The organism is Tsukamurella ocularis (assembly GCF_965138335.1).
Classification (GTDB): Bacteria; Actinomycetota; Actinomycetes; order Mycobacteriales; family Mycobacteriaceae; genus Tsukamurella; species Tsukamurella ocularis_A.
In genome coordinates this window covers 198,401-219,511 of record NZ_CBCSDV010000004.1, presented here as the reverse complement: position 1 = coordinate 219,511, position 21,111 = coordinate 198,401, and the positions used below count along the sequence as shown (strand labels likewise).

Annotated in this window: 20 protein-coding genes and 1 pseudogene; 11 read left to right on the top strand and 10 right to left on the bottom strand. The window is 72.7% G+C overall.

All coding sequences use genetic code 11. From position 1 onward, the window contains the following. Positions 1-29: 29 nt before the first annotated feature. The 4 genes from ACNAYW_RS06585 to ACNAYW_RS06570 all read right to left on the bottom strand — a co-directional run. On the bottom strand, positions 30-793 hold a 764-nt coding region (locus ACNAYW_RS06585; RefSeq protein WP_415848913.1), incomplete at its 3' end, for a DUF1295 domain-containing protein. Continuing rightward, complete coding sequence (locus tag ACNAYW_RS06580) at positions 790-1,764, bottom strand: class I SAM-dependent methyltransferase (protein ID WP_415848922.1); 975 nt, start codon at positions 1,762-1,764, stop codon at positions 790-792. The genes ACNAYW_RS06585 and ACNAYW_RS06580, both read right to left, overlap by 4 nt. Positions 1,765-2,028: 264 nt before the next feature. Continuing rightward, positions 2,029-2,766, bottom strand: coding sequence for a DUF1365 domain-containing protein (locus ACNAYW_RS06575; protein ID WP_415848912.1), 738 nt, complete (start codon positions 2,764-2,766; stop codon positions 2,029-2,031). Next, positions 2,763-4,025, bottom strand: a complete 1,263-nt coding sequence (locus ACNAYW_RS06570; protein ID WP_415848911.1) for an NAD(P)/FAD-dependent oxidoreductase — start codon at positions 4,023-4,025, stop codon at positions 2,763-2,765. Before ACNAYW_RS06570 ends, ACNAYW_RS06575 begins: the two co-directional genes overlap by 4 nt. Before the next feature lie 95 nt (positions 4,026-4,120). On the opposite strand from ACNAYW_RS06570, the gene ACNAYW_RS06565 reads away from it, so the two are divergent. Further along, a complete protein-coding gene (locus ACNAYW_RS06565; RefSeq protein WP_415848910.1) occupies positions 4,121-5,467 on the top strand; it encodes a TIGR01777 family oxidoreductase in 1,347 nt (448 codons plus the stop codon). A gap of 55 nt (positions 5,468-5,522) precedes the next feature. Next, positions 5,523-6,062, top strand: a complete 540-nt coding sequence (locus ACNAYW_RS06560) for a DUF4334 domain-containing protein (protein WP_415848909.1) — start codon at positions 5,523-5,525, stop codon at positions 6,060-6,062. Between the two features lie 24 nt (positions 6,063-6,086). Here the strand turns inward: ACNAYW_RS06560 and ACNAYW_RS06555 are convergent, their stop codons facing one another. Further along, positions 6,087-7,595 (bottom strand): glutamate-cysteine ligase family protein, encoded by a 1,509-nt coding sequence (locus ACNAYW_RS06555; RefSeq protein WP_415848908.1) that lies wholly within the window; start codon positions 7,593-7,595, stop codon positions 6,087-6,089. 144 nt (positions 7,596-7,739) lie between these two features. Between ACNAYW_RS06555 and ACNAYW_RS06550 the strand changes: the two genes are divergently transcribed. Further along, positions 7,740-8,453, top strand: a complete 714-nt coding sequence (locus tag ACNAYW_RS06550; RefSeq protein WP_415848907.1) for a hypothetical protein — start codon at positions 7,740-7,742, stop codon at positions 8,451-8,453. A gap of 14 nt (positions 8,454-8,467) precedes the next feature. On the opposite strand, the gene ACNAYW_RS06545 is transcribed toward ACNAYW_RS06550, so the two are convergent. Both ACNAYW_RS06545 and ACNAYW_RS06540 read right to left on the bottom strand, forming a co-directional pair. Beyond that, the gene (locus ACNAYW_RS06545; protein ID WP_415848906.1) at positions 8,468-8,848 is read right to left on the bottom strand and encodes a sterol carrier family protein; all 381 of its coding nucleotides are present in this window, start codon (positions 8,846-8,848) and stop codon (positions 8,468-8,470) included. After that, positions 8,848-9,378 (bottom strand): hypothetical protein, encoded by a 531-nt coding sequence (locus ACNAYW_RS06540; RefSeq protein ID WP_415848905.1) that lies wholly within the window; start codon positions 9,376-9,378, stop codon positions 8,848-8,850. The genes ACNAYW_RS06545 and ACNAYW_RS06540 overlap by 1 nt, the downstream gene beginning before the upstream one ends. A 133-nt stretch (positions 9,379-9,511) precedes the next feature. On the opposite strand from ACNAYW_RS06540, the gene purF reads away from it, so the two are divergent. Beyond that, entirely contained in the window at positions 9,512-11,077 is a 1,566-nt protein-coding gene (gene purF, locus ACNAYW_RS06535) for an amidophosphoribosyltransferase (protein WP_415848904.1), read from the top strand. Positions 11,078-11,150: 73 nt separating this feature from the next. Next, complete coding sequence (purM, locus tag ACNAYW_RS06530) at positions 11,151-12,227, top strand: phosphoribosylformylglycinamidine cyclo-ligase (protein ID WP_415848903.1); 1,077 nt, start codon at positions 11,151-11,153, stop codon at positions 12,225-12,227. Between the two features lie 72 nt (positions 12,228-12,299). Here purM and ACNAYW_RS06525 read toward each other — a convergent pair whose 3' ends face one another. The 3 genes from ACNAYW_RS06525 to ygfZ form a co-directional block, all read right to left on the bottom strand. Further along, positions 12,300-12,500 (bottom strand): DUF3073 domain-containing protein, encoded by a 201-nt coding sequence (locus ACNAYW_RS06525; protein WP_415848902.1) that lies wholly within the window; start codon positions 12,498-12,500, stop codon positions 12,300-12,302. 135 nt (positions 12,501-12,635) lie between these two features. Continuing rightward, complete coding sequence (locus ACNAYW_RS06520) at positions 12,636-13,274, bottom strand: MOSC domain-containing protein (RefSeq protein ID WP_415848901.1); 639 nt, start codon at positions 13,272-13,274, stop codon at positions 12,636-12,638. Beyond that, entirely contained in the window at positions 13,271-14,287 is a 1,017-nt protein-coding gene (gene ygfZ / locus ACNAYW_RS06515; RefSeq protein WP_415848921.1) for a CAF17-like 4Fe-4S cluster assembly/insertion protein YgfZ, read from the bottom strand. The genes ACNAYW_RS06520 and ygfZ overlap by 4 nt, the downstream gene beginning before the upstream one ends. A gap of 93 nt (positions 14,288-14,380) precedes the next feature. On the opposite strand from ygfZ, the gene ACNAYW_RS06510 reads away from it, so the two are divergent. The 6 genes and pseudogenes from ACNAYW_RS06510 to ACNAYW_RS06485 form a co-directional block, all read left to right on the top strand. Further along, the gene (locus tag ACNAYW_RS06510; protein ID WP_415848900.1) at positions 14,381-15,244 is read left to right on the top strand and encodes an aminodeoxychorismate lyase; all 864 of its coding nucleotides are present in this window, start codon (positions 14,381-14,383) and stop codon (positions 15,242-15,244) included. Between the two features lie 60 nt (positions 15,245-15,304). Next, positions 15,305-16,687 carry an amino acid permease gene (locus ACNAYW_RS06505; RefSeq protein ID WP_415848899.1) on the top strand — a complete coding sequence of 461 codons (1,383 nt, stop codon included), beginning with the start codon at positions 15,305-15,307 and terminating at the stop codon, positions 16,685-16,687. A 213-nt stretch (positions 16,688-16,900) separates the two neighbouring features. Then, on the top strand, positions 16,901-18,406 hold the full coding sequence (locus ACNAYW_RS06500) for a cytochrome ubiquinol oxidase subunit I (protein ID WP_415848898.1): 1,506 nt from the start codon (positions 16,901-16,903) through the stop codon (positions 18,404-18,406). A 9-nt stretch (positions 18,407-18,415) separates the two neighbouring features. Continuing rightward, positions 18,416-19,450 carry a cytochrome d ubiquinol oxidase subunit II gene (gene cydB, locus ACNAYW_RS06495; RefSeq protein ID WP_415848897.1) on the top strand — a complete coding sequence of 345 codons (1,035 nt, stop codon included), beginning with the start codon at positions 18,416-18,418 and terminating at the stop codon, positions 19,448-19,450. Next, positions 19,443-20,396 (top strand): annotated as a pseudogene (locus ACNAYW_RS06490) (ABC transporter transmembrane domain-containing protein); the annotation flags it as partial. The gene cydB and the pseudogene ACNAYW_RS06490, both read left to right, overlap by 8 nt. Position 20,397: 1 nt before the next feature. Next, positions 20,398-21,041 (top strand): ATP-binding cassette domain-containing protein (locus ACNAYW_RS06485; RefSeq protein ID WP_415848896.1); only part of this gene is annotated, 644 nt, incomplete at its 5' end. Positions 21,042-21,111 lie beyond the last annotated feature (70 nt).

Here is a 21,111-nt window from a genome sequence, read left to right as displayed (position 1 = left end):
GATCGCCGGGAGCCGGTAACGTACNNCGNGGGACGAAGAAGGATGTGCGCGCGGCGTACTCGGCCCAGCCGGGACGGTCGGCCATGAACCGCTCCAGCAGCCGGGCACCGGTCGCGAACACGAGGAAGTAGGTCATCAGGACGGGGGAGAGGACGGTGAGCACGCCCGGCCAGGCGCTGGCCGCGATCAGCCAGATACCCCACCACGTGCAGGCGTCGCCGAAGTAGTTGGGATGGCGGGTCCAGGCCCACAGACCGCGGTCCATGATGCGACCGCGGTGCGCCGGATCGGCCTTGAAGGCGCGCAGCTGGTGGTCGCCGACGGCCTCGAAACCGATGCCGATCGCGGCCAGGAGGACACCGGCGCCGAGCACCCAGGTCCACGGTGCGGTCGTCGCGCCGGTCACGGCCGACACCTGCACCGGCAGCGAGACGAACCACTGCGCGGCGCCCTGCACCACGAAGACCTTGCGGATCACGGTCGCGGTCCCGCCGCCGGCCCGATCGAGCATCTCGGTGTAGCGCGGATCCTCGCCCTTGCCGGCGGATTTCACCCACATGTGCCAGGACAGGCGCACGCCCCACACCGTGACGATCGCGGCGATGATCAGGGCGCGCAGGCGATCCCCGCCGCCGAGCGCGAGCGCGATCCACGCGACCGCGACGATGCCCGCGCCCCACGCCACGTCGACCACGTTGTAGCGCCCGATGCGGCGCCCCACGAGGAAGGTGATCGCCTGGACCGCGGCCAGGGCCGCCAGCGAGACGACGGTGACCAGGAGGAAGCCGCTCATCGGGAGGCCTCCGGCGCGAGCACGATCTGCTGCACGTCGATGTAGCCCGACGCGAAACCGGCCTCGCTGTAGGCGAGATAGAACTCCCACAGTCGCCGGAACTCCGGCGAGTCCGCGGGCGGCGGAAAGCTGTCCGGATCCGCGAGGAAGCGTTCGCGCCACAGGCGCAGGGTGTGGGCGTAGTGCGCGCCGAACCGGTGCCGGGAGCGAACGGCGAGGCCCGCCGTGCGGGCGGACCCGGCAACGGCCTCCGTGGACGGCAGCATCCCGCCGGGGAAGACGTACTTCTGGATCCACGTGTACGTGCGCAGCGAGGCGAGCATGCGGTCGTGCGGCATCGTGATCGCCTGCACCGCGATCCGGCCGTGCGGAGCGACGAGCCGCGCCAGCGTCCCGAAGTACTCGTTCCAGTGCGCGGCGCCGACGGCCTCGATCATCTCGACGGAGACGACCGCGTCGTACACGCCGTCGATGCGGCGGTAGTCGAGCAGGTCGACCTGCACCCGATCGGCGAGCCCGGCCGCGGCGATCCGCTCCAGCGCGAGGGTGCGCTGCTCCGTCGACAGGGTCACCGAGCGCACGACGGCGCCCCGGGCCGCGGCGCGCAGGCAGAGCTCGCCCCAGCCGGTTCCGATCTCGAGCAGGCGGGTGCCGGGGCCGACTCCCGCCGCATCGAGGAGGCGATCGATCTTGGCGCGCTGCGCATCCGCCAGCGCGGGCCAATGCGGCCGGCCGGGGTCTCCGGCGCGGGTCACGCCGGGCGCGCCGTCCGGGATCTCCACCGGGGAGAACAGCGCGCTCGAGTAGGTGAGGGTCTCGTCGAGGAACCGCGCGAACAACTCGTTGGAGAGGTCGTAGTGGTGGGAGACGTTGTCCTGCACGTGATCGGGCGTGCCGACCTCGGTGCCGGGCCGGGCGGTCGCGGCGACCCGTCGTACCGCCTGCAGCCACTGCGGCACCAGGTCGGGCATCCGCTCCGCGAGGGCGGTGAGCGCCGCCACCAGGTCCGGCGAGTCCCACTCGCCGGCCACGTAGGCCTCGCCGAAACCGATGAGCCGGGACGTGCCGATCCTGCGGTGCACGGCATCCGGGTCGTGGAGCACGATCGCCGGGCCCGCGGGGACGGGGGCGCCGGCGGTCGCGAGCGCGGNGGCCGAGGACTCGGGCGCGCAGCCCGGTGGGGACGGGGACGTCGAGGTGGCCGACGCGGGAGCTGCGGGGTGCGAGTTCGACGGTCACGGGTGCGCCTTCTGGTCGGTGGATCCGGGGCGGGGGACGAGCGGCAGGCCGGAGGCCCACAATCGGATGCCGTGCCGGCGGATCCGGACGGCGACGAGCAGCGGCACGAGCGGGGCGCGCAGCTGCGCCAGGAGCACGCGCGCCGGGGTGGCGGCTCTACGGGTGCCCCGCCACTGGGCGGTGAAGGGCGCCTTGCCGGGTCGCTCGAGCACCACGTCGATGGACAGCTCCGCCCCGGGCTCGGGCATCCGGAGCCGGTACACGCCGTCCACCGGATGGAACGGGGAGACGTAGAAGGCCTTGGCCGCCGACGCGCCGGACTGCGCCGCGGGCCCCAGCACGTAGGCGTGGCGTCCGCTGTAGGTGTTGTGCACCTCGGCGACGATCGCGCGCACCTCGCCCGCGGCGTCGTGGCACCAGAAGACCGTCAGCGGGTCGAAGACGTAGCCCAGGCACCGCGCGTTGAGGAGCGCCGTGATCGACCCTCCGGGGACTTCGGCGCCGTGCGCGCGGAGCGTCTGCTCGACGCGGCCCCGGAGCGTATCGGCGCCGTCGGCGACGGGGGACAGGTGATCGGCGGCCCGGAACGAGACCAGCGGGCGCAGCCACCGCGGGACCCGCGGCGGCGCGTCGACGTCGATGAACCAGCTCGCGCTCCGGTGGCGGAACCCGTACTCGACGGGGGAGCGGCGCAAGTGGCCGATCTCGGTGTCGTACATCGCGGGCGCGGTCACGGGGCGCCTCCTGCCAGCCGGCCGGCCGCCCGCAGGCCCGACGCCGCGCCGTCCTCGTGGAAGCCCCAGCCGTGGTAGGCGCCGGCGAACGCGACCACCGGGCCCGAGATCTCGCCCAACCGCTCCGCCGCCGTCACCGAGTCCGTGGTGAACGCGGGGTGCTCGTAATCCAACTCGGCGAGCACGCGGCGCGGATCGACCAGGTCCGCGCCGCCGAGCGTCACCAGGGCGGTCTCCCCGCCGCGGGGCAGGCCCATGAGCCGGTTCAGGTCGTAGGTCACGCAGACCCGCCGCCCGTCCTGCGCGGCCAGGTAGTTCCACGACCCGCGGGCGTTCTCGGTGCGCGGCAGCAGCGAGGTGTCCGTGTGCAGCAGAGCGGGGTTCGGCGTGTAGCCGATCGCGCCCAGGAGCTCGCGTTCGCGCGCGGTCGGTGCGTCGAGGAGCGCGAGTGCCTGGTGCGGGTGCACGGCCACCACGGCACCGTCGAACTCCTCCGTCGCCCCGGTCTCGTCGACGATCCGCACGCCCCGGTCCGTCCGCGCCAGACCGCGGACCCCGGTCCCGACCCGCACGTCGGCGATGCCCGCCGCGATCTTCTCGACGTACCGCGCGGAACCGCCGACGACCGTGCGCCACTGCAGCGAGTGCCCGACCGAGAGCATGCCGTGGTTCGCGAGGAACCGGAACAGGTAGCGGGCGGGGTAGGCGTCGACACCGTCGGGCGGGCACGACCACACCGCCGCGACCAGCGGGCGGAGGAAGCCCTCGACGAGGCGGTCGCTGAAGCCCTCGCGGACGACGAACTCGCCGAGCGTCAGCTCCGGCCCGCCGTCGCGCAGGTGGCGCCGGGCGCGGCGGTGGAAGCGCGGCACCTCGGCGAGGAGCCGCACGTGGCCGGCGTCGGTGACGTGCCGCTTCGTGGGCAGGAGGCCGCGGATCCCCTTGCCGCCGGCGAATTCGATGCCGCGCACGTCGTCGCGGATCGACATGCTCATCTCCGCGTCGCGGGTCGCGACCCCGAGCTCGTCGAACAGGCGGCGCAGGACGGGGTACGTGCGGTCGTTGTGCACGAGGAAGGCCGAGTCCACCTGGACCGGCGTCCCGAGACCGAGGTCCACGGTGTGCGTGTGCGCGTGGCCGCCCAGGCGCGGGTCGCGCTCGTAGAGCGTGACCCGGGCGGACCTGCTGAGCTCGTGCGCGGCCACGAGCCCGCTGACCCCGCTCCCGATCACGGCGAAGCGTCTGTTCGCATCGTTCATATCCGTCATTCGGAGCCGCGGCGCGGGCGGATGGGAACGGAGGCGGAGAGATTTCCCACGGTGTGTCCGCGGCGCGGCGGGGTTAGCGTGGAGCCATGGGAATACACGGATCCGCCGTCGTCGATGCACCCGTCGACCAGGTCTTCGACTGGTTCTCCCGCCCCGGGGCGTTCGCTCGCCTCCAGGCGCCCTGGCTGCCGATGCGGCTCCGCTCCCAGGCGACCTCCCTCGCCGACGGGGTGACCGTGATCGACCTGCCCGGGGGGCTGCAGTGGCACGCCGCGCACGATCCGGCGGAGTACGTGCCCGGGCGGCGGTTCGTCGACGAGGTGGCCGCGGACGGCGTGCGCTCGCTGCCCGCCGGCCTGTTCCCGTGGCGGCATGTCCACGGCTTCGAGCCCGTCGACGCGCACCGGACCCGGGTGACCGACGAGGTGCACACCCCCGTGCCCGAGCGGCTGCTCTCCGAGGTGATCGCCTTCCGGTACCGACGCCTGGCCGGGGACCTCGCCGCGCACCGTCGGGCGGCCGACGCGGGGCTGGAGCCCTCCACGATCGCCGTCACGGGCGCGTCGGGGCTGGTGGGGACCGACCTCGCCGCCTTCCTCAGCACCGGCGGGCACCGGGTGCTGCGGCTCGTCCGCGGTGCGCCGCAGTCGGACGACGAACGCCGTTGGGATCCGGAGTCGCCGGATCCCGCCGTCCTGGAGGGCGTGGACGCCGTCGTCCACCTCGCGGGGGCGAGCATCGCGGGCCGTTTCACGGCGGCGCACAAGGAGCGGATCGCGGCGAGCAGGATCGAGCCGACCCGGTTGCTCGCCCGCGCCGCCGCGCGGGCCGGGGTGCCGGTGTTCGTGAGCGCCTCCGCCGTCGGGCATTACGGTCGCGACCGCGGCGACGAGGTGCTGACCGAGGAGTCGGCCGCGCCCGCGCGGGGCGACTTCCTCTCGGACCTGGTGCAGCGGTGGGAGGCCGCCGCGCACGACGGCGCAGGGGAGGACACCCGCGTCGTCACGGTGCGCACGGGGATCGTGCAGGCGCCGCAGGGCGGGACGCTGAAGCTGTTGCTGCCGTTGTTCCGGGCCGGCCTCGGCGGCAGGCTCGGCGACGGCCGGCAGTGGCAGCCGTGGGTGAGCATCGACGACCTCGTGGACGTCTACCACCGCGCGCTGTGGGACACGGAGCTGGCGGGCCCCGTCAACGCCGTGGCGCCCGGCGTGGTCCGCAACGCGGCGTACACCCGGGCCCTCGGCCGGGCGGTGCACCGGCCGACCCTGCTGCCCGTTCCCGCGTTCGGTCCGGCGCTCCTCCTGGGCCGGGAGGGCGCCGACGACCTCGCCTTCGCCTCCCAGCGGGTGCGGCCCGCCGTCCTGGAGCAGCGGGGCCACTCCTTCCGCTATCCGGCGATCGACGACGCGCTGGTGCACCTGCTCGGAGGCTGAGCGCGTACCGTCGGGGCGACGGCCGTCGGGGCGGCGGCACCGACGAGGAGGATCGATGACCACGACACCCGGAGCGCCTGCGGCGGAGCTGGCCCGACTGCAGTCCGCGGGTACCGCGACCGAGGCCTTCGCGCTCTACGACGCGCTCCCCGCGGTGCAGGTGGCCGACATCCTCGGCGATTGGCGCGGCGAGGGCCTCGGCACGGGCCATCCCATGGACGGGCTGCTCGAGCTCTACGGCTGGCACGGCAAGCGGTTCGCCTCCGCCGACGACGTGCAGCCGCTCGTCTTCGACGGTCCGCGCGGCCCGTATCCGGTGAACCCCGCCGCGATGCCGCTCGGTCCGTCGATGCGGCTGCCGCGGGGCCTGCTCACCGCGACCGCGCCCCTGGCCCGCCGCGGCCTGCGGCTGGTGCGGACGGCGAAACCCCGTGCGCGGCTGCGGATGATGGAGCACCGCGGCGTCGTCACCGCGACGATGAGCTACGACGCCCTGCCCATCAACGACCACTTCCGTCGCGTCGACGAGGCGACCCTGCTGGGCGTCATGGACCTGCGCGACGTGCCGCCGTTCTTCTTCGTGCTGCGCCGCTGATCGCTCGTGCCGCCCGCCGGGCGCTCACACCTCCCAGGTGTGCACCGGGTTCCCCTCGTGCATGAGCTGCACGTAGTCCGCCAGCATGCCGCGTAGCGCCTGCTCGCGGGACTCGCCCGCGGCCTCGCGGTTCGCGACGGCCTGCCGCTGCCACGACGAGCCGGTCTGGCGCTGGATGCACCGGCCCTCGAGCACCTGCATGTACCGTTCGCGCGACTTCGAGCCCACGCCGTAGGCCTTGAGGCCGGAGTCCATGAGCGGGAGCAGGCGGCGCAGCACCAGCTCGTCGGGCCGGATCCAGCCCACGTTCGGCCAGTACAGGCCGGCGTCGAAGGCGTCGCGGGCTCCGGAGTGCAGGTTCTCGGTGGCCGCGTCGAAGCTCATCCGGGTCCAGATGGGGCGGTCGGCCTCGACCAGCGCGCGGACCACGCCGTAGTAGAAGGCGGCGTTCGCCATGGTGTCCACCACCGTCGGGCCCGCGGGCAGCACCCGGTTCTCCACACGCAGGTGGGCGTGCCCGTCGACCACGTCGTAGACGGGCCGGTTCCAGCGGTAGACGGTGCCGTTGTGCATGCGCAGCTCGGGCAGCTCCGGCGACTCGCCGCGGGAGACCACCTCGAGCGGGTCGACGTCGCTGCACACCGGTAGCAGCGCCGGGAAGTAGCGGGTGTTCTCCTCGAACAGGTCGAACGTCGAGGTGATCCACCGCTCGCCGAACCACACCCGCGGGCGCACACCCTGATTGCGCAGCTCGATGGGCCGGGTGTCGGTGGCCTGCTCGAACAGCGGGATGCGGGTCTCGTGCCACAGCGCCTTCCCGGCGAGGAAGGGCGAGTTCGCGGCGATCGCCACCTGCACGCCCGCGATGGCCTGCGCCGCGTTCCAGTGCGCCGCGAAGTCCTCCGGGGCCACCCGCAGGTGCAGCTGCAGCGACGTGCACGCGGCCTCGGGGAGGATCGTGTCCGACGTGATGTCGAGCCGCTCGCCGACCATCGCGCCGGGCAGCGGTGCGCCCTCGATGTCGATCTCGATGTCCTCGCCGCGGGCGGCGAACACCTGCTCGTTGAGCAGGTCGTAGCGCGGGTTCGCCGAGAACCACTGCTTGCCGAAGTGCTCCTCCTCGAGCGTCGGCAGCATCCCGATCATGACCAGGTTCGAGCCGGCGGCGCGGGCGCGCTCGTCGGCCCGGTTCAGCGACTCGCGCAGGGAGTCTTCGAGGTTCTCGGTGCTCTGATCGACGAACGGCCTCGGCGCCACGTTGATCTCGATGTTGAACTGGCCCAGCTCGGTCTGGAAGTCCGGGTCGGCGATGGCGTCCAGCGCCTCCGCGTTCGCCATCGCCGGCGCCATCTCGTCGTCGACGAGGTTCAGCTCCACCTCCATGCCGAGCAGCGGCTCCGGCGGCGCGCCGTCGTCCGTGAACAGCCCCTCGGCCAGCATCCGGGCGATGGCGTCCGTACCCCGCTGGACCTGGCGCCGGAACCGCATGCGGTCCTCGCGCGTGAACACCCTGGCATCGACATCGGCACCCATGGCTCGCAGCTTTGCAGAAGCGGCGCGACGCGCGGGGCCGATTCAGGGCATCGGGACCGGCTTCGCGATCGCAACATCGGCTGTCTAGAGTGTGATCGCGAACAGTGTCTTCGACACTGCAGATCCAGAGCTAGGAGCTCCCACGTGCGTACCCTCCGCAACACCCTGGCCGTCGGTGCGGCCGTCGCCGCCCTCGTCGTCCCCACGGCCGTCGCCCAGGCCGATCCCGGCGCACCGTCGACCTCCGTCGATCAGCTGCTGCTCGCCGACGGCGAGTTCCCCGCCGGGTACGAGGTCATGCCGCTGTCGGTGGCCGAGCGGCTCGAGATGATCGCCCCGCTGAACCAGTTCGCGAAGAACCTCAAGGTCACGCCGGCGGAGTGCGCCCCGAAGATCACGCCCGCGCTGCAGCAGAAGGCCGGCGACCTCCCGATGGTCAGCGCCTTCAGCGACCGCACCACCACGGGCCTCGTCGAGGTGATCTCGCCGCGCGCCGTCGGCACGAACGCCGACATGCTGAACGCGTGCAGCGACGTCACCGTCGAGCTGGAGCCGAACGAGCAGGTTCCGGCCGAGGCGCACATCACCATCAAGGTCACCCGCGCGTCCGTGCCGGGCGTGCCCGCCGGCGCGATGGTGATCGCCACGCAGGGCTCGGGCACCGTCACCGTGCGCGGCAAGGACGGGAAGCCCGGCAAGGAGCGCAAGGTCGTGGTCAACCAGGTCGAGGGCGTCTCGCAGGTGCGCGGCCTCACGGTCGTCGTCACCGCGTCCGGTTCGCAGGGCGGGCGCCTCGACCGCGCCGCCTTCGCGCAGACCCTGACCAGGGCCGTCGACAAGGTGCGCGCGGCGAAGTAGCCCGCCCGGGGCTGCTACAGCCGCAGGATCGGCAGGTAGCGGGCGATCTCGCCCGCGCGGGAGCCGCTGGCCGCGAGGTCGGCGGCCTCCGTCGCCGCGTCGACGGTGAGCAGGCCGGTCGCGAGCCGCAGCCACACGCGGGGCGCGCACTCCACGACGTTCGGGGGCGTCCCCCGGGTGTGTCGCAGGCCCTCGATGCACTGCACGGCGACGAACGGCGGCACCCGCACCTCGACGGACCCGCCCGGCGCGTCCTGCGCGAGGGTGCGGGCCGTGGACCGGACCGCGGCGGCGATCGCGGCCCGCGGGGGATCGGGCGCGTCGTCGTCGGTGATCCACTCCCGGACCGCGAGCACCGCCGCCCGCATCTGCGCCGGATCGATCGGCTTCGCCATCAGGGCGTCACCCGCTTGCGCACCTCGAAGGTCGTGCACCCCTGGTAGGCGACGGTGCCGGTGAGGACCGCCGTCGCCGAGTTGATCGGGCCGGTCGCCCGGAGGCCCACCATCTCGTAGGCGCCGGGCCGGTCGATCCAGGCCGTCGGCGTGAGGATGAGGTCGGCACCGTCGAGCGACATCGTCACCGAGTACGAGCCCGTGGGCACGCCGGGGTTGCTCGGCGACGCGCCGAAGTCGAACCGCGACGCGCCGGCGGCGGGGTCGACGAGGGTCAGCGTCAGCGCGGTCTCGCCCTGGTTGCACACGTACGTACCGGTCCACGTGCCCGCGAGTTGGGCCAGGTTCGGGGCGCCGTTCGACGGTGCCTCCACCGGGGCGTCCGGACCGGGGGAGTACGCGGGCGAGCTGATGGCCGCCTCGCCGGCCACGGGCGTTCCGGCCACCGTCGTGGCGCAGCCGGAGGCGACGGTCGCGACCGCGACGGCCGCGACGAGCAGCGCCGGCCGGCGCCCCGATGGTCCGTTCATGTGCTTCCCCTCCTCGGCGGAGGGCCCGCGCCTCCCGTCACGTTCGGGAAGAAACCTACTCGGCGATTCGTTTCCGCTGGCGGATCGGTCCTACAATCGGATCAGGCCACGCCCCCAGCCCCAGGAGTCAGCCGTGCAGCAGCTTCCGCTCAGCGTCGTCAACACCAGCGCCCCGCTCGACGACGGTGAGGAGCAGGAGCCCCGGGAGGAGTGCGGCGTCTTCGGCGTCTGGGCCACCGGGGAGGACGTCGCCAAGCTCTCCTACTACGGCCTCTACGCCCTGCAGCACCGCGGCCAGGAGGCCGCCGGCATCGCGGTCGGCGACGGCCAGCAGGTGCTGGTCTTCAAGGACCTCGGGCTGGTCAGCCAGGTGTTCGACGAGCAGACGCTGAGCTCGATGCCCGGCCACGTGGCCATCGGCCACTGCCGCTACTCGACCACCGGCTCCACCACCTGGGAGAACAGCCAGCCGATCTTCCGCACCACCAGCGCCGGCAACGGCGTGGCGCTCGGCCACAACGGCAACCTGGTCAACACCGCGGAGCTGGCGGAGCGCGCCGCCGAACTCGGTGTCGCGGGCACGCGCCGGGCGGGCAGCGCCACCTCCGACTCCGACATCCTCACGGCGCTGCTCGCGCACGCCGCCGCCGACCGCACGCTGGAGCAGGCGGCGATGGAGCTGCTGCCCACCGTCAAGGGCGCCTTCTGCCTCACCTTCATGGACGAGCACACGCTGTACGCGGCGCGCGACCCGCACGGGGTGCGCCCGCTGTCCCTCGGCCGCCTCGACCGCGGCTGGGTCGTCGCCTCCGAGACCGCCGCGTTCGACATCGTCGGCGCCTCCTTCGTGCGCGACATCGAGCCGGGCGAGCTGCTCGCCATCGACGAGGACGGCGTGCGGTCCACCCGGTTCGCCGAGCCCACCCCCAAGACCTGCATCTTCGAGTACGTCTACCTGGCCCGGCCGGATTCGGTGATCCAGGGCCGCTCCGTCCACTCCACCCGCGTCGACATCGGCCGCCGCCTGGCCCGGGAGCACCCCGCGGCGGGCGACCTGGTGATCCCGGTGCCCGAGTCGGGCACGCCCGCGGCCGTCGGCTACGCCCAGGAATCGGGCATCCCCTACGGCCAGGGCCTGATGAAGAACGCCTACGTCGGCCGCACCTTCATCCAGCCCTCCCAGACCATCCGCCAGCTGGGCATCCGCCTCAAGCTGAACCCGCTGCGCGAGGTGATCCGCGGCAAGCGGCTCGTGGTGGTCGACGACTCGATCGTGCGCGGCAACACCCAGCGCGCGCTCATCCGGATGCTCCGCGAGGCCGGCGCCGCCGAGATCCACGTGCGCATCGCCTCGTCGCCGGTGAAGTGGCCCTGCTTCTACGGCATCGACTTCGCCTCCCCGGCCGAGCTCATCGCGAACGGCGGCGGCGCCGATTCCATGGAGGCCATGGTCGAGTCGGTGCGCGCCGCGATCGGCGCCGACTCGCTGGGCTACATCTCGCTCGACGAGATGACCGCGGCCACCGAGCACGCCGGGGAGTCCATGTGCCGGGCCTGCTTCGACGGGGTCTACCCCATCCCGCTGCCCGAGTCGACGTCGATGGGCAAGGCGGTCCTGGAGAACGTGCTCAAGGCGGGCACGCAGGGCGACCCGCTGCAGGCCGAGAACGCCAACGCCTCGGCGCTGCGCCGCCCCTGAGCGCGCGCGTCCCGGCGGGGTCGTCGACTCCGCCGGACGCCCGCGGGCTCCCGGTCCGGTAGCCTATGGATCCGTGACGGATTCCAACACCCACCCGCCGCAGGGTGCCTCGTACGCCGCTGCAGGAGTCGACATCGAGGCCGGTGACCGGGCCGTCGAGCTCTTCAAGCCGCACGCCAAGCGCGCGACCCGCCCCGAGGTCCTCGGCGGCCTCGGCGGCTTCGCCGGCCTGTTCGCGCTGAAGAAGTACCGCGAGCCCGTGCTCGCCGCGTCGACCGACGGCGTCGGCACCAAGATCGCCGTGGCGCAGGCCCTGGGCAAGCACGACACCGTGGGCATCGACCTGGTCGCGATGGTCGTCGACGACCTCGTCGTGACGGGCGCCGAGCCGCTGTTCCTGCAGGACTACATCGCCGTCGGCAAGGTGGTCCCGGAGACCGTCGCCGAACTGGTCGGCGGCATCGCCGAGGGCTGCGTCCGCGCGGGCTGCGCCCTGCTGGGCGGCGAGACCGCGGAGCACCCCGGCCTCATGGCCGAGGGGGAGTACGACCTCTCCGCGACCGGCGTCGGCGTCGTCGAGGCCGACGAGGTGCTCGGCCCGGACAACGTGCGGGCCGGCGACGTGGTGATCGCCATGAAGAGCTCCGGCCTGCACAGCAACGGCTACAGCCTGGCCCGCAAGGTGCTGCTCGACTGGGGCCACATGGACCTCGGCGGCTACGTCGAGGAGTTCGGCCGCACCCTCGGCGAGGAGCTGCTCGAGCCCACCGCCATCTACGCCCTCGACTGCCTGCGGCTCGCGCAGGAGACGCAGGTACGCACCTTCTGCCACGTCACCGGGGGCGGGCTCGCCGCCAACCTGGGTCGCGTGATCCCCGAGGGCCTCGTCGCCGAGCTGGACCGCAACACGTGGAGCCCGTCGGCCGTCTTCGCGCTCATCGCCCAGCGCGGCCGCGTGGAGCAGGCCGAGATGGAGAAGACCTTCAACATGGGCGTCGGCATGGTCGCGATCGTCGCGCCCGAGGACGTGGACCGCGCGCTGGCCGTGCTCACCGCGCGCCACATCGACAGCTGGGTCCTGGGGACGATCAAGAAGTCCGACGGTGCCTCTGCCGGTGCGGTGCTGAGCGGCTCGCACCCGAAGTTCTAGGAACGCCGTAGGCACCGTGACCCGGGGGTCACGGTGCCCAACGGCGGGTGCGAGCGGGGAGGTGCGGCCGCGTCAGGCGCGGCGCCACTCATCCTCGCGGTACGGGTCGCTCGCGATGTCGCTCCATTCGGGGTGTGTGGCGAGAACGTCGGCCTCGTCGGTCACGCCACCCGCCAGCTCGTCCTGCAGCCTCTTCAGGTCGGTACTCGGGGTGCTGTACTTCAGCTCCCGTGCAACCTTGGTCTGCTTCGCCTTTGCCCGGCCGCGGCCCATGGGGGACCCCCTTGCGCAATGAAGGGGCGGCCAGCTACCGGATCAACCGGTGGGTGGCGGCCCCTTTCTCCGTGTAGTAATTCTTCCTGCCGTCCAGTTTAGCGTGCTCTCGCCGAGAGTGCTGCCGCCCGGGTGTCAGACGGCGCGTTTGAGGGCCTTCGTCGCGTCCCGTTCGACCTTCGGGGGCAGGTCATCGGCCGTGAGGAGGGCCCGCAGCCGGTCCGGCCGCGTCGCGCGGAACAGGTCTCGCACGGTCGCGCCGTGCTCCGGGACCGCCGCCACGGCGACCGGGTCGCCCGCGGCCACGGGGCCGGGGGTCACGACGCGGAAGTAGGCGCCCGAATCACCGCGGGCCAGGAACCGCGCCAGCCAGTCGTCCTCGCCGGACCACAGCGCGAAGGTGCGGCACGGGGTGCGGGGGATCGTCACCTCGAGCTCGAGCGTGGCACCGACCCGCAGCCGGGTGCCGACCACGAGGTCGGTCGTGTCGCCGTCGAGGCGCAGGTTCTCGCCGAACCAGCCCGGCGGGAGGTCGCGGCCGAGTTCCTCCGCCCAGCGCCGCGCCTCGTGCTCGGAGTAGGCGTAGACGGCCTGCTCCTCGCCGCCGTGGTGCCGGGTGTCGCAGACGTGATCGGTCACCGGGCCCAGCGGGCCCACGGCGACGGGGCCCTCGGCGGGCCGCTTGTCGATGGCGGTGCGCTGTTCCGGCTTGCGCGGATCGAGCCGCCGCTCCTCGCCGACGACGCAGACGGCGACGACCCTGGTCGGCGTCACCGACCGCGCAGCCGGTCGACCGCGGACCGTCCGGCCTGTTCCCCGCCGTCCGCCGACGGCGTGACCTCGGTGTCGATCGCGGCGGCCGCGCCGCCGGCGTCGAGCTTCGCGTCGTCGGGGATCGACCGCTTGATCAGGGCCAGGGCGATGGGGCCGTAGTCGGCGTGCTCGACGACGGTGCCGAGCCGCCCGACGGTGCGCCCGTCCAGCGTCACCGGGTCGCCCGTCGCGGGCCGGGCATCGGCGGAGCCGTCGAGGTGCAGCAGCACCAGGCGGCGCGGGGGCCGCCCCAGGTTGTGCACCCGCGCGACGGTCTCCTGCCCGCGGTAGCAGCCCTTGTCCAGGTGCACGGCCGTGTCGATCCAGTCCACCTCGTGCGGGATGGTCTTGACGTCGGTGTCGACGCCCTGCCGGGCGCGGGCGGCGGCGACCCGTCGGGCCTCGTAGGCCCACGTGCCCGCCGGGCGGGCGCCCGCGGCCACGATCGCGTCGAAGGCGGCGCGCAGACCCGCCCGCGGCACGATCAGGTTGACCTCGCCCGGCTCGGTGCGGCGGACGCCGTCGACCTGCGCGGCGACGGTCTCGGCGTCGGGTCCGATCACGGTGAGCACGGCCAGATCGTCGCGCGCCTGCACCTGCACGTCGGACCGGAAGACCATGCGCTGCAGGTAGGTCCCGAGGTCCGGGCTGAGCGGCGCCTCCTTCGGCGCGAGCGCGGCGGGCTCGGTGTCGAGGTAGGTGGTGCCGTCGACGTCGATGAGGTGGAAGTGATCGAGCACCCGGCCGCTGCCGTCCAGGTTGAGGTTCTGGGTGGCGGTGCGGTCCGGCAGGTGCGTGAGGTGCTGGCTGGTGATCGAGTGCAGCCAGGACAGGCGTTCGGAACCGGTGAGGGTGATGACGCGGCGATGCGAGCGATCGATCACCGCCGCGCCCCGTTCGGCCGCCCGCTGCTCCCCGAAGGGATCCCCGAAATGCCAGGTCACACCGGTATCCGGCGTGCCCTCGGGATTCATGATGCCGGACGTGGAATGTTCTTCAATCGGCACGCCCCGAGCTTACGCCCGCCCCGCTCGCGGCGCTCCGGGGCGTCGAATACTGTTGCCGCCATGGCTTCCGTGGTGGTCACCCTGGACGGTTCCGTGCGCGCGTCCGACGCGCCCCTGCTGTACGCCGACGACCTCGGCGCCGTGCGCGGCGACGGCTGTTTCGAGACCGTCCTGGTGCGCGACGGTGCGCCACTCAAGGGGCGCGCTCACCTGGACCGCCTCGCCCGCTCGGCCGCCGCGCTCGGCCTGCCCGCCCCGAACGACGGCGCGTGGTGGGCCGCGATGCAGCGCGCCGCGATGCTCTACGGGGAGGAGGCGGGCGGCGCCGAGGGCGCGCTGCGGCTGGTCTACACCCGCGGCCGCGAGTCCGATCCGGGAACGCCCACGGCGTACGTCACCGTCGGCCCGGTGCCCGAGCGCGCTCGCACCGCGCGCGCCGAGGGCATCTCGGCGATCACCCTCAACCGTGGCTACTCGGCCCGCCTCGGGACCGAAGCGCCGTGGCTGCTGCTCGGCGCCAAGACCCTCTCCTACGCGGTGAACATGGCCGCCGCGCGGTACGCCGCCGAGCAGGGCGTCGACGACGTCATCTTCACCTCCAGCGAGGGGCGGATCCTCGAGGCGCCGCGCGCCACCGTCGTGATCGCGCGCGGGCGCACGCTGGTCACGCCGCCGGCGGAGCAGGGCATCCTGCCCGGCACCACCGCGCGGGCCCTGTTCGACGCCGCGGAGGACAAGGGCGTCAAGACCGCGATCGAGCCGATCTTCCCGGTGGACCTGGTCATGAACGACGGGGTGTGGCTGGTCTCGTCGATCACGCTGTGCGCGCGGGTGCACACGCTCGACGGTCGCGCGCTGCCCGACGCGCCCATGGATGCGACCGTGCGGTCCCTCATCGAGGCGGGGATCGCGAACACCCCCTAGTCCTTCCGGACAATCCGGGCACGGGCTGCGGCGGCGCCCCGACGGGCATAGCGTCCGAGGATGAGCACGCAAGCAGATCCGGGCACCGAGGGCGATCAGCTCGGCACCAGCCTCAAACCCCGGCACATCACGATGATCTCGATCGCCGGCGTCATCGGCGCCGGACTCTTCGTCGGCTCGGCGAACGCGATCAAACTCGCGGGCCCGGCGGTGCTGATCTCCTACAGCCTCGCCGGCCTCCTGGTGATCCTCGTGATGCGCATGCTCGGCGAGATGGCCACGGCGCACCCCGATACCGGCTCGTTCTCCACGTACGCGGACCGGGCGCTGGGCCGCTGGGCGGGGTGCAGCATCGGGTGGCTGTACTGGCTGTTCTGGGTCCTGGTGATCCCGGTCGAGGCGACCGCCGCCGCCGTGATCCTGTCGAAGACGGTGGGCGGGCCGCAGTGGTCGTGGGCGCTGCTTGTGGTGGTCCTGCTGACGGTGACCAACCTGTTCTCGGTGGGCAACTACGGCGAGTTCGAGTTCTGGTTCGCGCTGGTCAAGGTGCTCGCGATCGCGGCCTTCCTGGTTCTGGGCGCGCTCGCGATCTTCGGGCTGCTGCCCGGATCGGGGGTGTCGGGCATCCATCACCTGTGGGACACCGGCGGCTTCCTGCCGAACGGGGTGTCGGCGGTGATCGCCGCGATGCTCACCACCATGTTCACGTTCATGGGCTCGGAGATCGTGACGATCGCGGCGGCCGAGTCGCCGGAGCCGGCGAAGGGCATCACCAAGGCCGTGAACTCGGTGGTCTGGCGGATCTGCCTGTTCTACATCGGGTCGATCTTCGTGGTCGTCGCCCTGGTGCCGTGGAACACGCTCGACTCGGCGACGGGCTCGTATCAGGCGGTGCTGCAGGCGATGAACATCCCGGCCGCCGCGGGGATCATGGACGTGGTGGTGCTGGTGGCCGTCGCGTCCTGCCTCAACAGCGCGCTCTACACCGCGTCCCGGATGCTGTACTCGCTGGCGCAGCGCGGCGACGCCCCGCGCCGCGCGGGCCGCACCACGAAGCGCGGGGTCCCCGCCGTCTCGGTGCTGGCGTCCATGCTGCTCGGCTTCCTCGCGGTGATCGGCAACTACGTGCTGCCGGAGAAGCTCTTCGGCTATCTCCTGGCCACCACCGGCGCGGTCGCGCTCTTCGTCTACCTGGTGATCGCCGTCAGTCAGATCGCGCTGCGCCGGCGGGCCACCACCCCGTCGCCGCTGCGCATGTGGTTCTTCCCGTGGGCCACCTACGCGGTGATCGCCTTCATCGTCTTCGTCATCGTCGCGATGATCGTCGATCCGGACCAGCGCAGCGCCGTCGGGCTCTCCACCGCGCTCGCGGTGATCGTGGTCGCCGCCAGCGTCGCGCATCAGCGTCGCGTCGAACGACGGTCCGCGGTCGCCCTCGAGTGAGCGCGGAGCGGCGACGGATTCGTGGCGAGCCGCCCCGGACGCGGCGCACCGGCCTACGGTGGACACGCCGGGTCGGCCCCCGGTGCGACGTGTGCTGCGTCTCAACACTTGGGATCGACCGGGCTATCTACTACCATCGGTAGTAATTACTACTGACCGTAGTAGGAGGGGTGGCGACGACGCCGCCCCGACCCCTCGGCCCAGGGAGCACCTATGACCGCATTGGACATCGCGCGGTGGCAGTTCGGCATGACCACGGTGATGCACTTCATCCTGGTGCCGTTGACCATCGGCCTCGCGCCGATGGTCGCCACGATGCAGACCATCTGGCTCGTGACCGGGAAGCAGGCCTGGCTCAAGGCCACCAACTTCTTCGGCAAGCTCTTCCTCATCAACTTCGCCCTGGGCGTGGCCACCGGCATCGTGCAGGAGTTCCAGTTCGGCATGGCCTGGAGCGAGTACAGCAAGTTCGTCGGCGACGTCTTCGGCGCGCCGCTCGCGCTCGAGGGCCTCGTCGCCTTCTTCATGGAGTCGACCTTCCTCGGCCTGTGGATCTTCGGCTGGACGAGGCTGCCGAAGATCGTGCACCTGGGCTGCATCTGGCTGGTGGCGCTCGGCGTGAACGCCTCCGCCTTCTTCATCATCGCCGCCAACTCGTGGATGCAGCACCCGGTGGGCGCCACCTTCAATCCGGAGAAGAACCGCGCCGAGCTCACGAGCATCTGGGAGGTGCTCACCAACTCGACCACCCTCGCGGCCTTCCCGCACACCGTGTTCGGCGCGTGGCTCACCGCAGGCACCTTCGTCGCCGCGATCGGCGGCTGGTGGATGGTGCGCGGCATGCGCAAGGGCGATCCGGACGCGATCGAGCTGGCGCAGTCGATGCGCCCCGTCACGCGGTTCGGCCTCGGGGTCATGATCGCCTCCGCCGTGGGCCTCGGCATCACCGGCGACGCGCAGGCCAAGCTCATGTTCGAGCAGCAACCCATGAAGATGGCTTCGGCGGAATCCCTCTGCCACACCGAGACCGGCGCCAGCTTCTCGCTGCTCACCATCGGTACGCACAACAACTGCGAATCGGTGACCCACGTGCTGCAGGTGCCCTACGTGACCTCCTTCCTCGCGAACGGCGACCCCAACTCGACGCTCAAGGGCGTCACCGAGCTGCAGGCCGAGGCCGTCGAGAAGTTCGGCCCCGGCGACTACCGCCCCAACCTCTTCGTCTCCTACTGGGCCTTCCGCGCCATGATGGGCTGGTCGATCGGCTCGGGCGTGCTGGCGCTGGCCGGCCTGTGGGTCACCCGCCGCGGCCGCGTCCCGAACCAGAAGTGGTTCAGCCGGATCTGCCTCATCGCGCTGCCCACGCCCTTCCTCGCCAACACCTCCGGCTGGGTGTTCACCGAGATGGGCCGCCAGCCCTGGGTGGTCGTGCCCAACCCGAACGGCGACCCGACGATCCGGCTCACGGTGGGCCAGGCCGTCTCCGGCCATTCGGTCACCATGATGGCGTTCTCCCTCCTCACCTTCGCCGCGGTCTACGGCACGCTGTACCTGCTGTGGTTCTTCCTGCTCCGGCGGTACGTGATCAAGGGGCCGAACCTGCACAGCCCGCTGGACCCGCCGCACGACGACGAGGATCCGCCCGCCGACACCGACCACCCCGAGGGGGCGGAACCGGGCCGGAAGGCCCCGTCGGACCACCTCTCGTTCGCGTACTAGGAGGCCGCCATGACTCTGCCCGACTACTGGTTCCTCGCCATCGGCTTCCTGTTCACCGGCTACTTCGTGCTGGAGGGCTTCGACTTCGGCGTCGGCATGCTCATGCCGATCCTGGGCCGCAAGCGCTCCCACGCCGACGCCGAGCAGCGGCGCCGCGTCCTGCTCAACACCATCGGACCCGTCTGGGACGGCAACGAGGTGTGGCTGATCACCGCCGGAGCCGCGATGTTCGCGGCGTTCCCGGTCTGGTACGCCGAGGTCTTCTCCGGGTTCTACCTCGTGCTGCTCGCGATCCTGGTGGGGCTCATCACCCGCGTCTGCGCGATCGAGTGGCGCGGCAAGATCGACGAGCCGCGCTGGCGCGGCTGGGCGGACTTCGGCATCGGCCTCGGCTCGTGGATCCCCGCGTTCGCGTGGGGCCTGGTCTTCGCGAACATCGTGCACGGCGTCGACCTCGACGAGCGCGGCGGCATGACCAGCGAGGTCTGGGATCTGCTCAACCCGTACGGACTGCTCGGCGGGATCGCCACCCTCGGCCTGTTCCTCCTGCACGGCGCGATCTTCGTCGCGCTCAAGTCCGACGGTGCCGTCCGGACCGACGCCCGGCGCCTCGCCGTGCGGATGTGGCTGCCCGTCACCGCGATCGGTGGCGTCTTCGCGGTGTGGACGCAGCTCGAGCACGGCAGGCCGTGGACGTGGGCGATGGTGGCGCTGGCCGCCGTCGGGCTGCTCGCCGTGGGTCCGCTGGTCCGCGTGGGGCGCGAACTCGCAGCGTTCTTCGCGACCTCGCTGACCGTGATCGGCGTGAGCGTGCTGCTCTTCGGTGCGCTCTTCCCCAACGTGCTGAACGCGACCGACCCGGCCCGCTCGATCACGATCGAGGCCGCCGCCTCCTCGCACTACACGCTGGTCGTGATGTCCTGGTGCCTGGTCGCGCTCCTCCCGCTGGTGATGATCTACCAGGCATGGACGTACTGGGTGTTCCGCAAGCGGATCTCCGTCGCCCAGATCCCGCCGTCGATCGGCCTCAGCCCCCGTGCCTGAGACCCGCGCCCCCGTCGACCCGCGGCTGCTGCGGTACGCGCGCAGCTCCCGCGGGCTGATGGTCACGGTGATCGCCTGCGGCGTCGCGGAGACCGCCGCGGTGATCGTGCTGGCCTTCGCCCTCGCGACGGCGCTCGCGCGCCTGGTGACCGGGAACGCCGACGTGACGGAGCCGGTGGCGCTCGCCGTCGGTGCGTTGGCCGCCCGGGTCGCGGTGAGCCACCTGCGCGCCCGGATCGAGCGCCGCGCCGCCGACCGCGTGGTCTCCGAGCTGCGCTCCGCCGCACTGGCGGCCGTCGGGCCCGGACGCACGCCCGTGGACCGGGAGGAGCTGCGCACCGCGCTGACCCGCGGCCTCGACGACCTGCCGCCCTACCTCACGGGCTACGTTCCCGCCCTCGCGCTGAGCGCCATCGCGACGCCGGTCCTGATCCTCGCGATGTTCATCGCGGACTGGGTCTCGGGCGCGATCGCGCTGGGCACCCTGCCGCTGCTGCCGATCTTCATGGTGCTCATCGGCCTGCTCACCCGCGATCGGACCCGGCGCCGTCTGCAGGCGATGTCCCGGCTCTCCGCGCGGCTGCTGGACCTGGTCGCCGGCCTGCCCACCCTGCGGGCCCTCGGCCGGGAACGCGGCCCCGAGCGCACGGTACGCGAGCTCGGGGCGCGCAACGAGACCGAGACCATGGGCGCGCTGCGGATCGCCTTCCTCTCGTCCTTCGCGCTCGAACTGCTCGCCACGCTGTGCGTGGCCCTCGTCGCGGTGAGCATCGGCCTGAGGCTCGTCTACGGCGAGATGACGCTGTTCGCGGGCGTCTTCGCGCTCATCCTCGCCCCGGAGGTCTACCGGCCGCTGCGCGCGGTCGGCGCGGGGTTCCACGCCGCCGAGCAGGGGATCGAGGCCACCGGAAGGGTGTTCGCGCTGCTCGACGCGCCGGCGCCGGCCNGCGGCACCGCGCGGCCCGGCGTCCTCGTGGCGCGCGGCGTCACCGTCGACGGGCGGGACGGGGCGGCACCGTCGGGCTTCCACGGGACCTTCCGGCCCGGGCGGGTCACGGTGGTCACCGGCCCCAACGGCGCGGGCAAGTCCACGCTGCTCACCGTGCTGGCGGGCCTCGCCGTGCCGGACGCGGGCGCGGTGACCGTCGACGGTGCGCCGCTGGCCGGCGGCCCGGACTGGTGGGCCCACGTGGCCTGGTGCCCGCAGCACCCCTACCTGGAGCCGGGCACCCTGGAACACAACTTCACGCTGCTGGGCGCCCCCGCACCGGATTCCGTGCCCGGGGTGCTCGCCGCGACCGGCCTGGACGAGGTGGTCGCCGAGCGCGGATGGGAGCGGCCCGTCGGCACCGGCGGGGCCGGGCTGTCCGCCGGGCAGCGGCAGCGGCTCGCGCTGGCCCGCACCCTCGCGCTCGGGCGCGCGGTCCTGCTCCTCGACGAGCCCACCGCGCACCTCGACGACGAGCTCGCCGCCCGCGTCCTCGCCGCAGTGCGGGCCCGCGCGGACGCCGGCGCGACCGTCGTGATCGCGGCGCACGACCCGCAGGTGCTCGCCGCCGCCGACGACGTGCTGGAGGTGTCGCGTGCGTGACGTCGTGATCTGCCTGCGGGCCATGCGGACCCGGCCCCTCGCCGCGCTCGGCGCCGTGGGCGCCGGCGTC

Excerpts from the sequence above, each read along its gene's own strand:
- ACNAYW_RS06505 (WP_415848899.1), top strand. The coding sequence starts at position 15,305 with ATGAGCACGCAAGCAGATCCGGGCACCGAGGGCGATCAGCTCGGCACC.
- ACNAYW_RS06560 (WP_415848909.1), top strand. The coding sequence starts at position 5,523 with ATGACCACGACACCCGGAGCGCCTGCGGCGGAGCTGGCCCGACTGCAG.
- ACNAYW_RS06580 (WP_415848922.1), bottom strand. The coding sequence starts at position 1,764 with ATGCCCGACCTGGTGCCGCAGTGGCTGCAGGCGGTACGACGGGTCGCC.
- ACNAYW_RS06565 (WP_415848910.1), top strand. The coding sequence starts at position 4,121 with ATGGGAATACACGGATCCGCCGTCGTCGATGCACCCGTCGACCAGGTC.
- ygfZ (WP_415848921.1), bottom strand. The coding sequence starts at position 14,287 with ATGAATCCCGAGGGCACGCCGGATACCGGTGTGACCTGGCATTTCGGG.
- ACNAYW_RS06500 (WP_415848898.1), top strand. The coding sequence starts at position 16,901 with ATGACCGCATTGGACATCGCGCGGTGGCAGTTCGGCATGACCACGGTG.
- ACNAYW_RS06525 (WP_415848902.1), bottom strand. The coding sequence starts at position 12,500 with ATGGGCCGCGGCCGGGCAAAGGCGAAGCAGACCAAGGTTGCACGGGAG.
- ACNAYW_RS06510 (WP_415848900.1), top strand. The coding sequence starts at position 14,381 with ATGGCTTCCGTGGTGGTCACCCTGGACGGTTCCGTGCGCGCGTCCGAC.
- cydB (WP_415848897.1), top strand. The coding sequence starts at position 18,416 with ATGACTCTGCCCGACTACTGGTTCCTCGCCATCGGCTTCCTGTTCACC.
- ACNAYW_RS06540 (WP_415848905.1), bottom strand. The coding sequence starts at position 9,378 with ATGAACGGACCATCGGGGCGCCGGCCGGCGCTGCTCGTCGCGGCCGTC.
- ACNAYW_RS06555 (WP_415848908.1), bottom strand. The coding sequence starts at position 7,595 with ATGGGTGCCGATGTCGATGCCAGGGTGTTCACGCGCGAGGACCGCATG.
- ACNAYW_RS06570 (WP_415848911.1), bottom strand. The coding sequence starts at position 4,025 with ATGAACGATGCGAACAGACGCTTCGCCGTGATCGGGAGCGGGGTCAGC.
- ACNAYW_RS06545 (WP_415848906.1), bottom strand. The coding sequence starts at position 8,848 with ATGGCGAAGCCGATCGATCCGGCGCAGATGCGGGCGGCGGTGCTCGCG.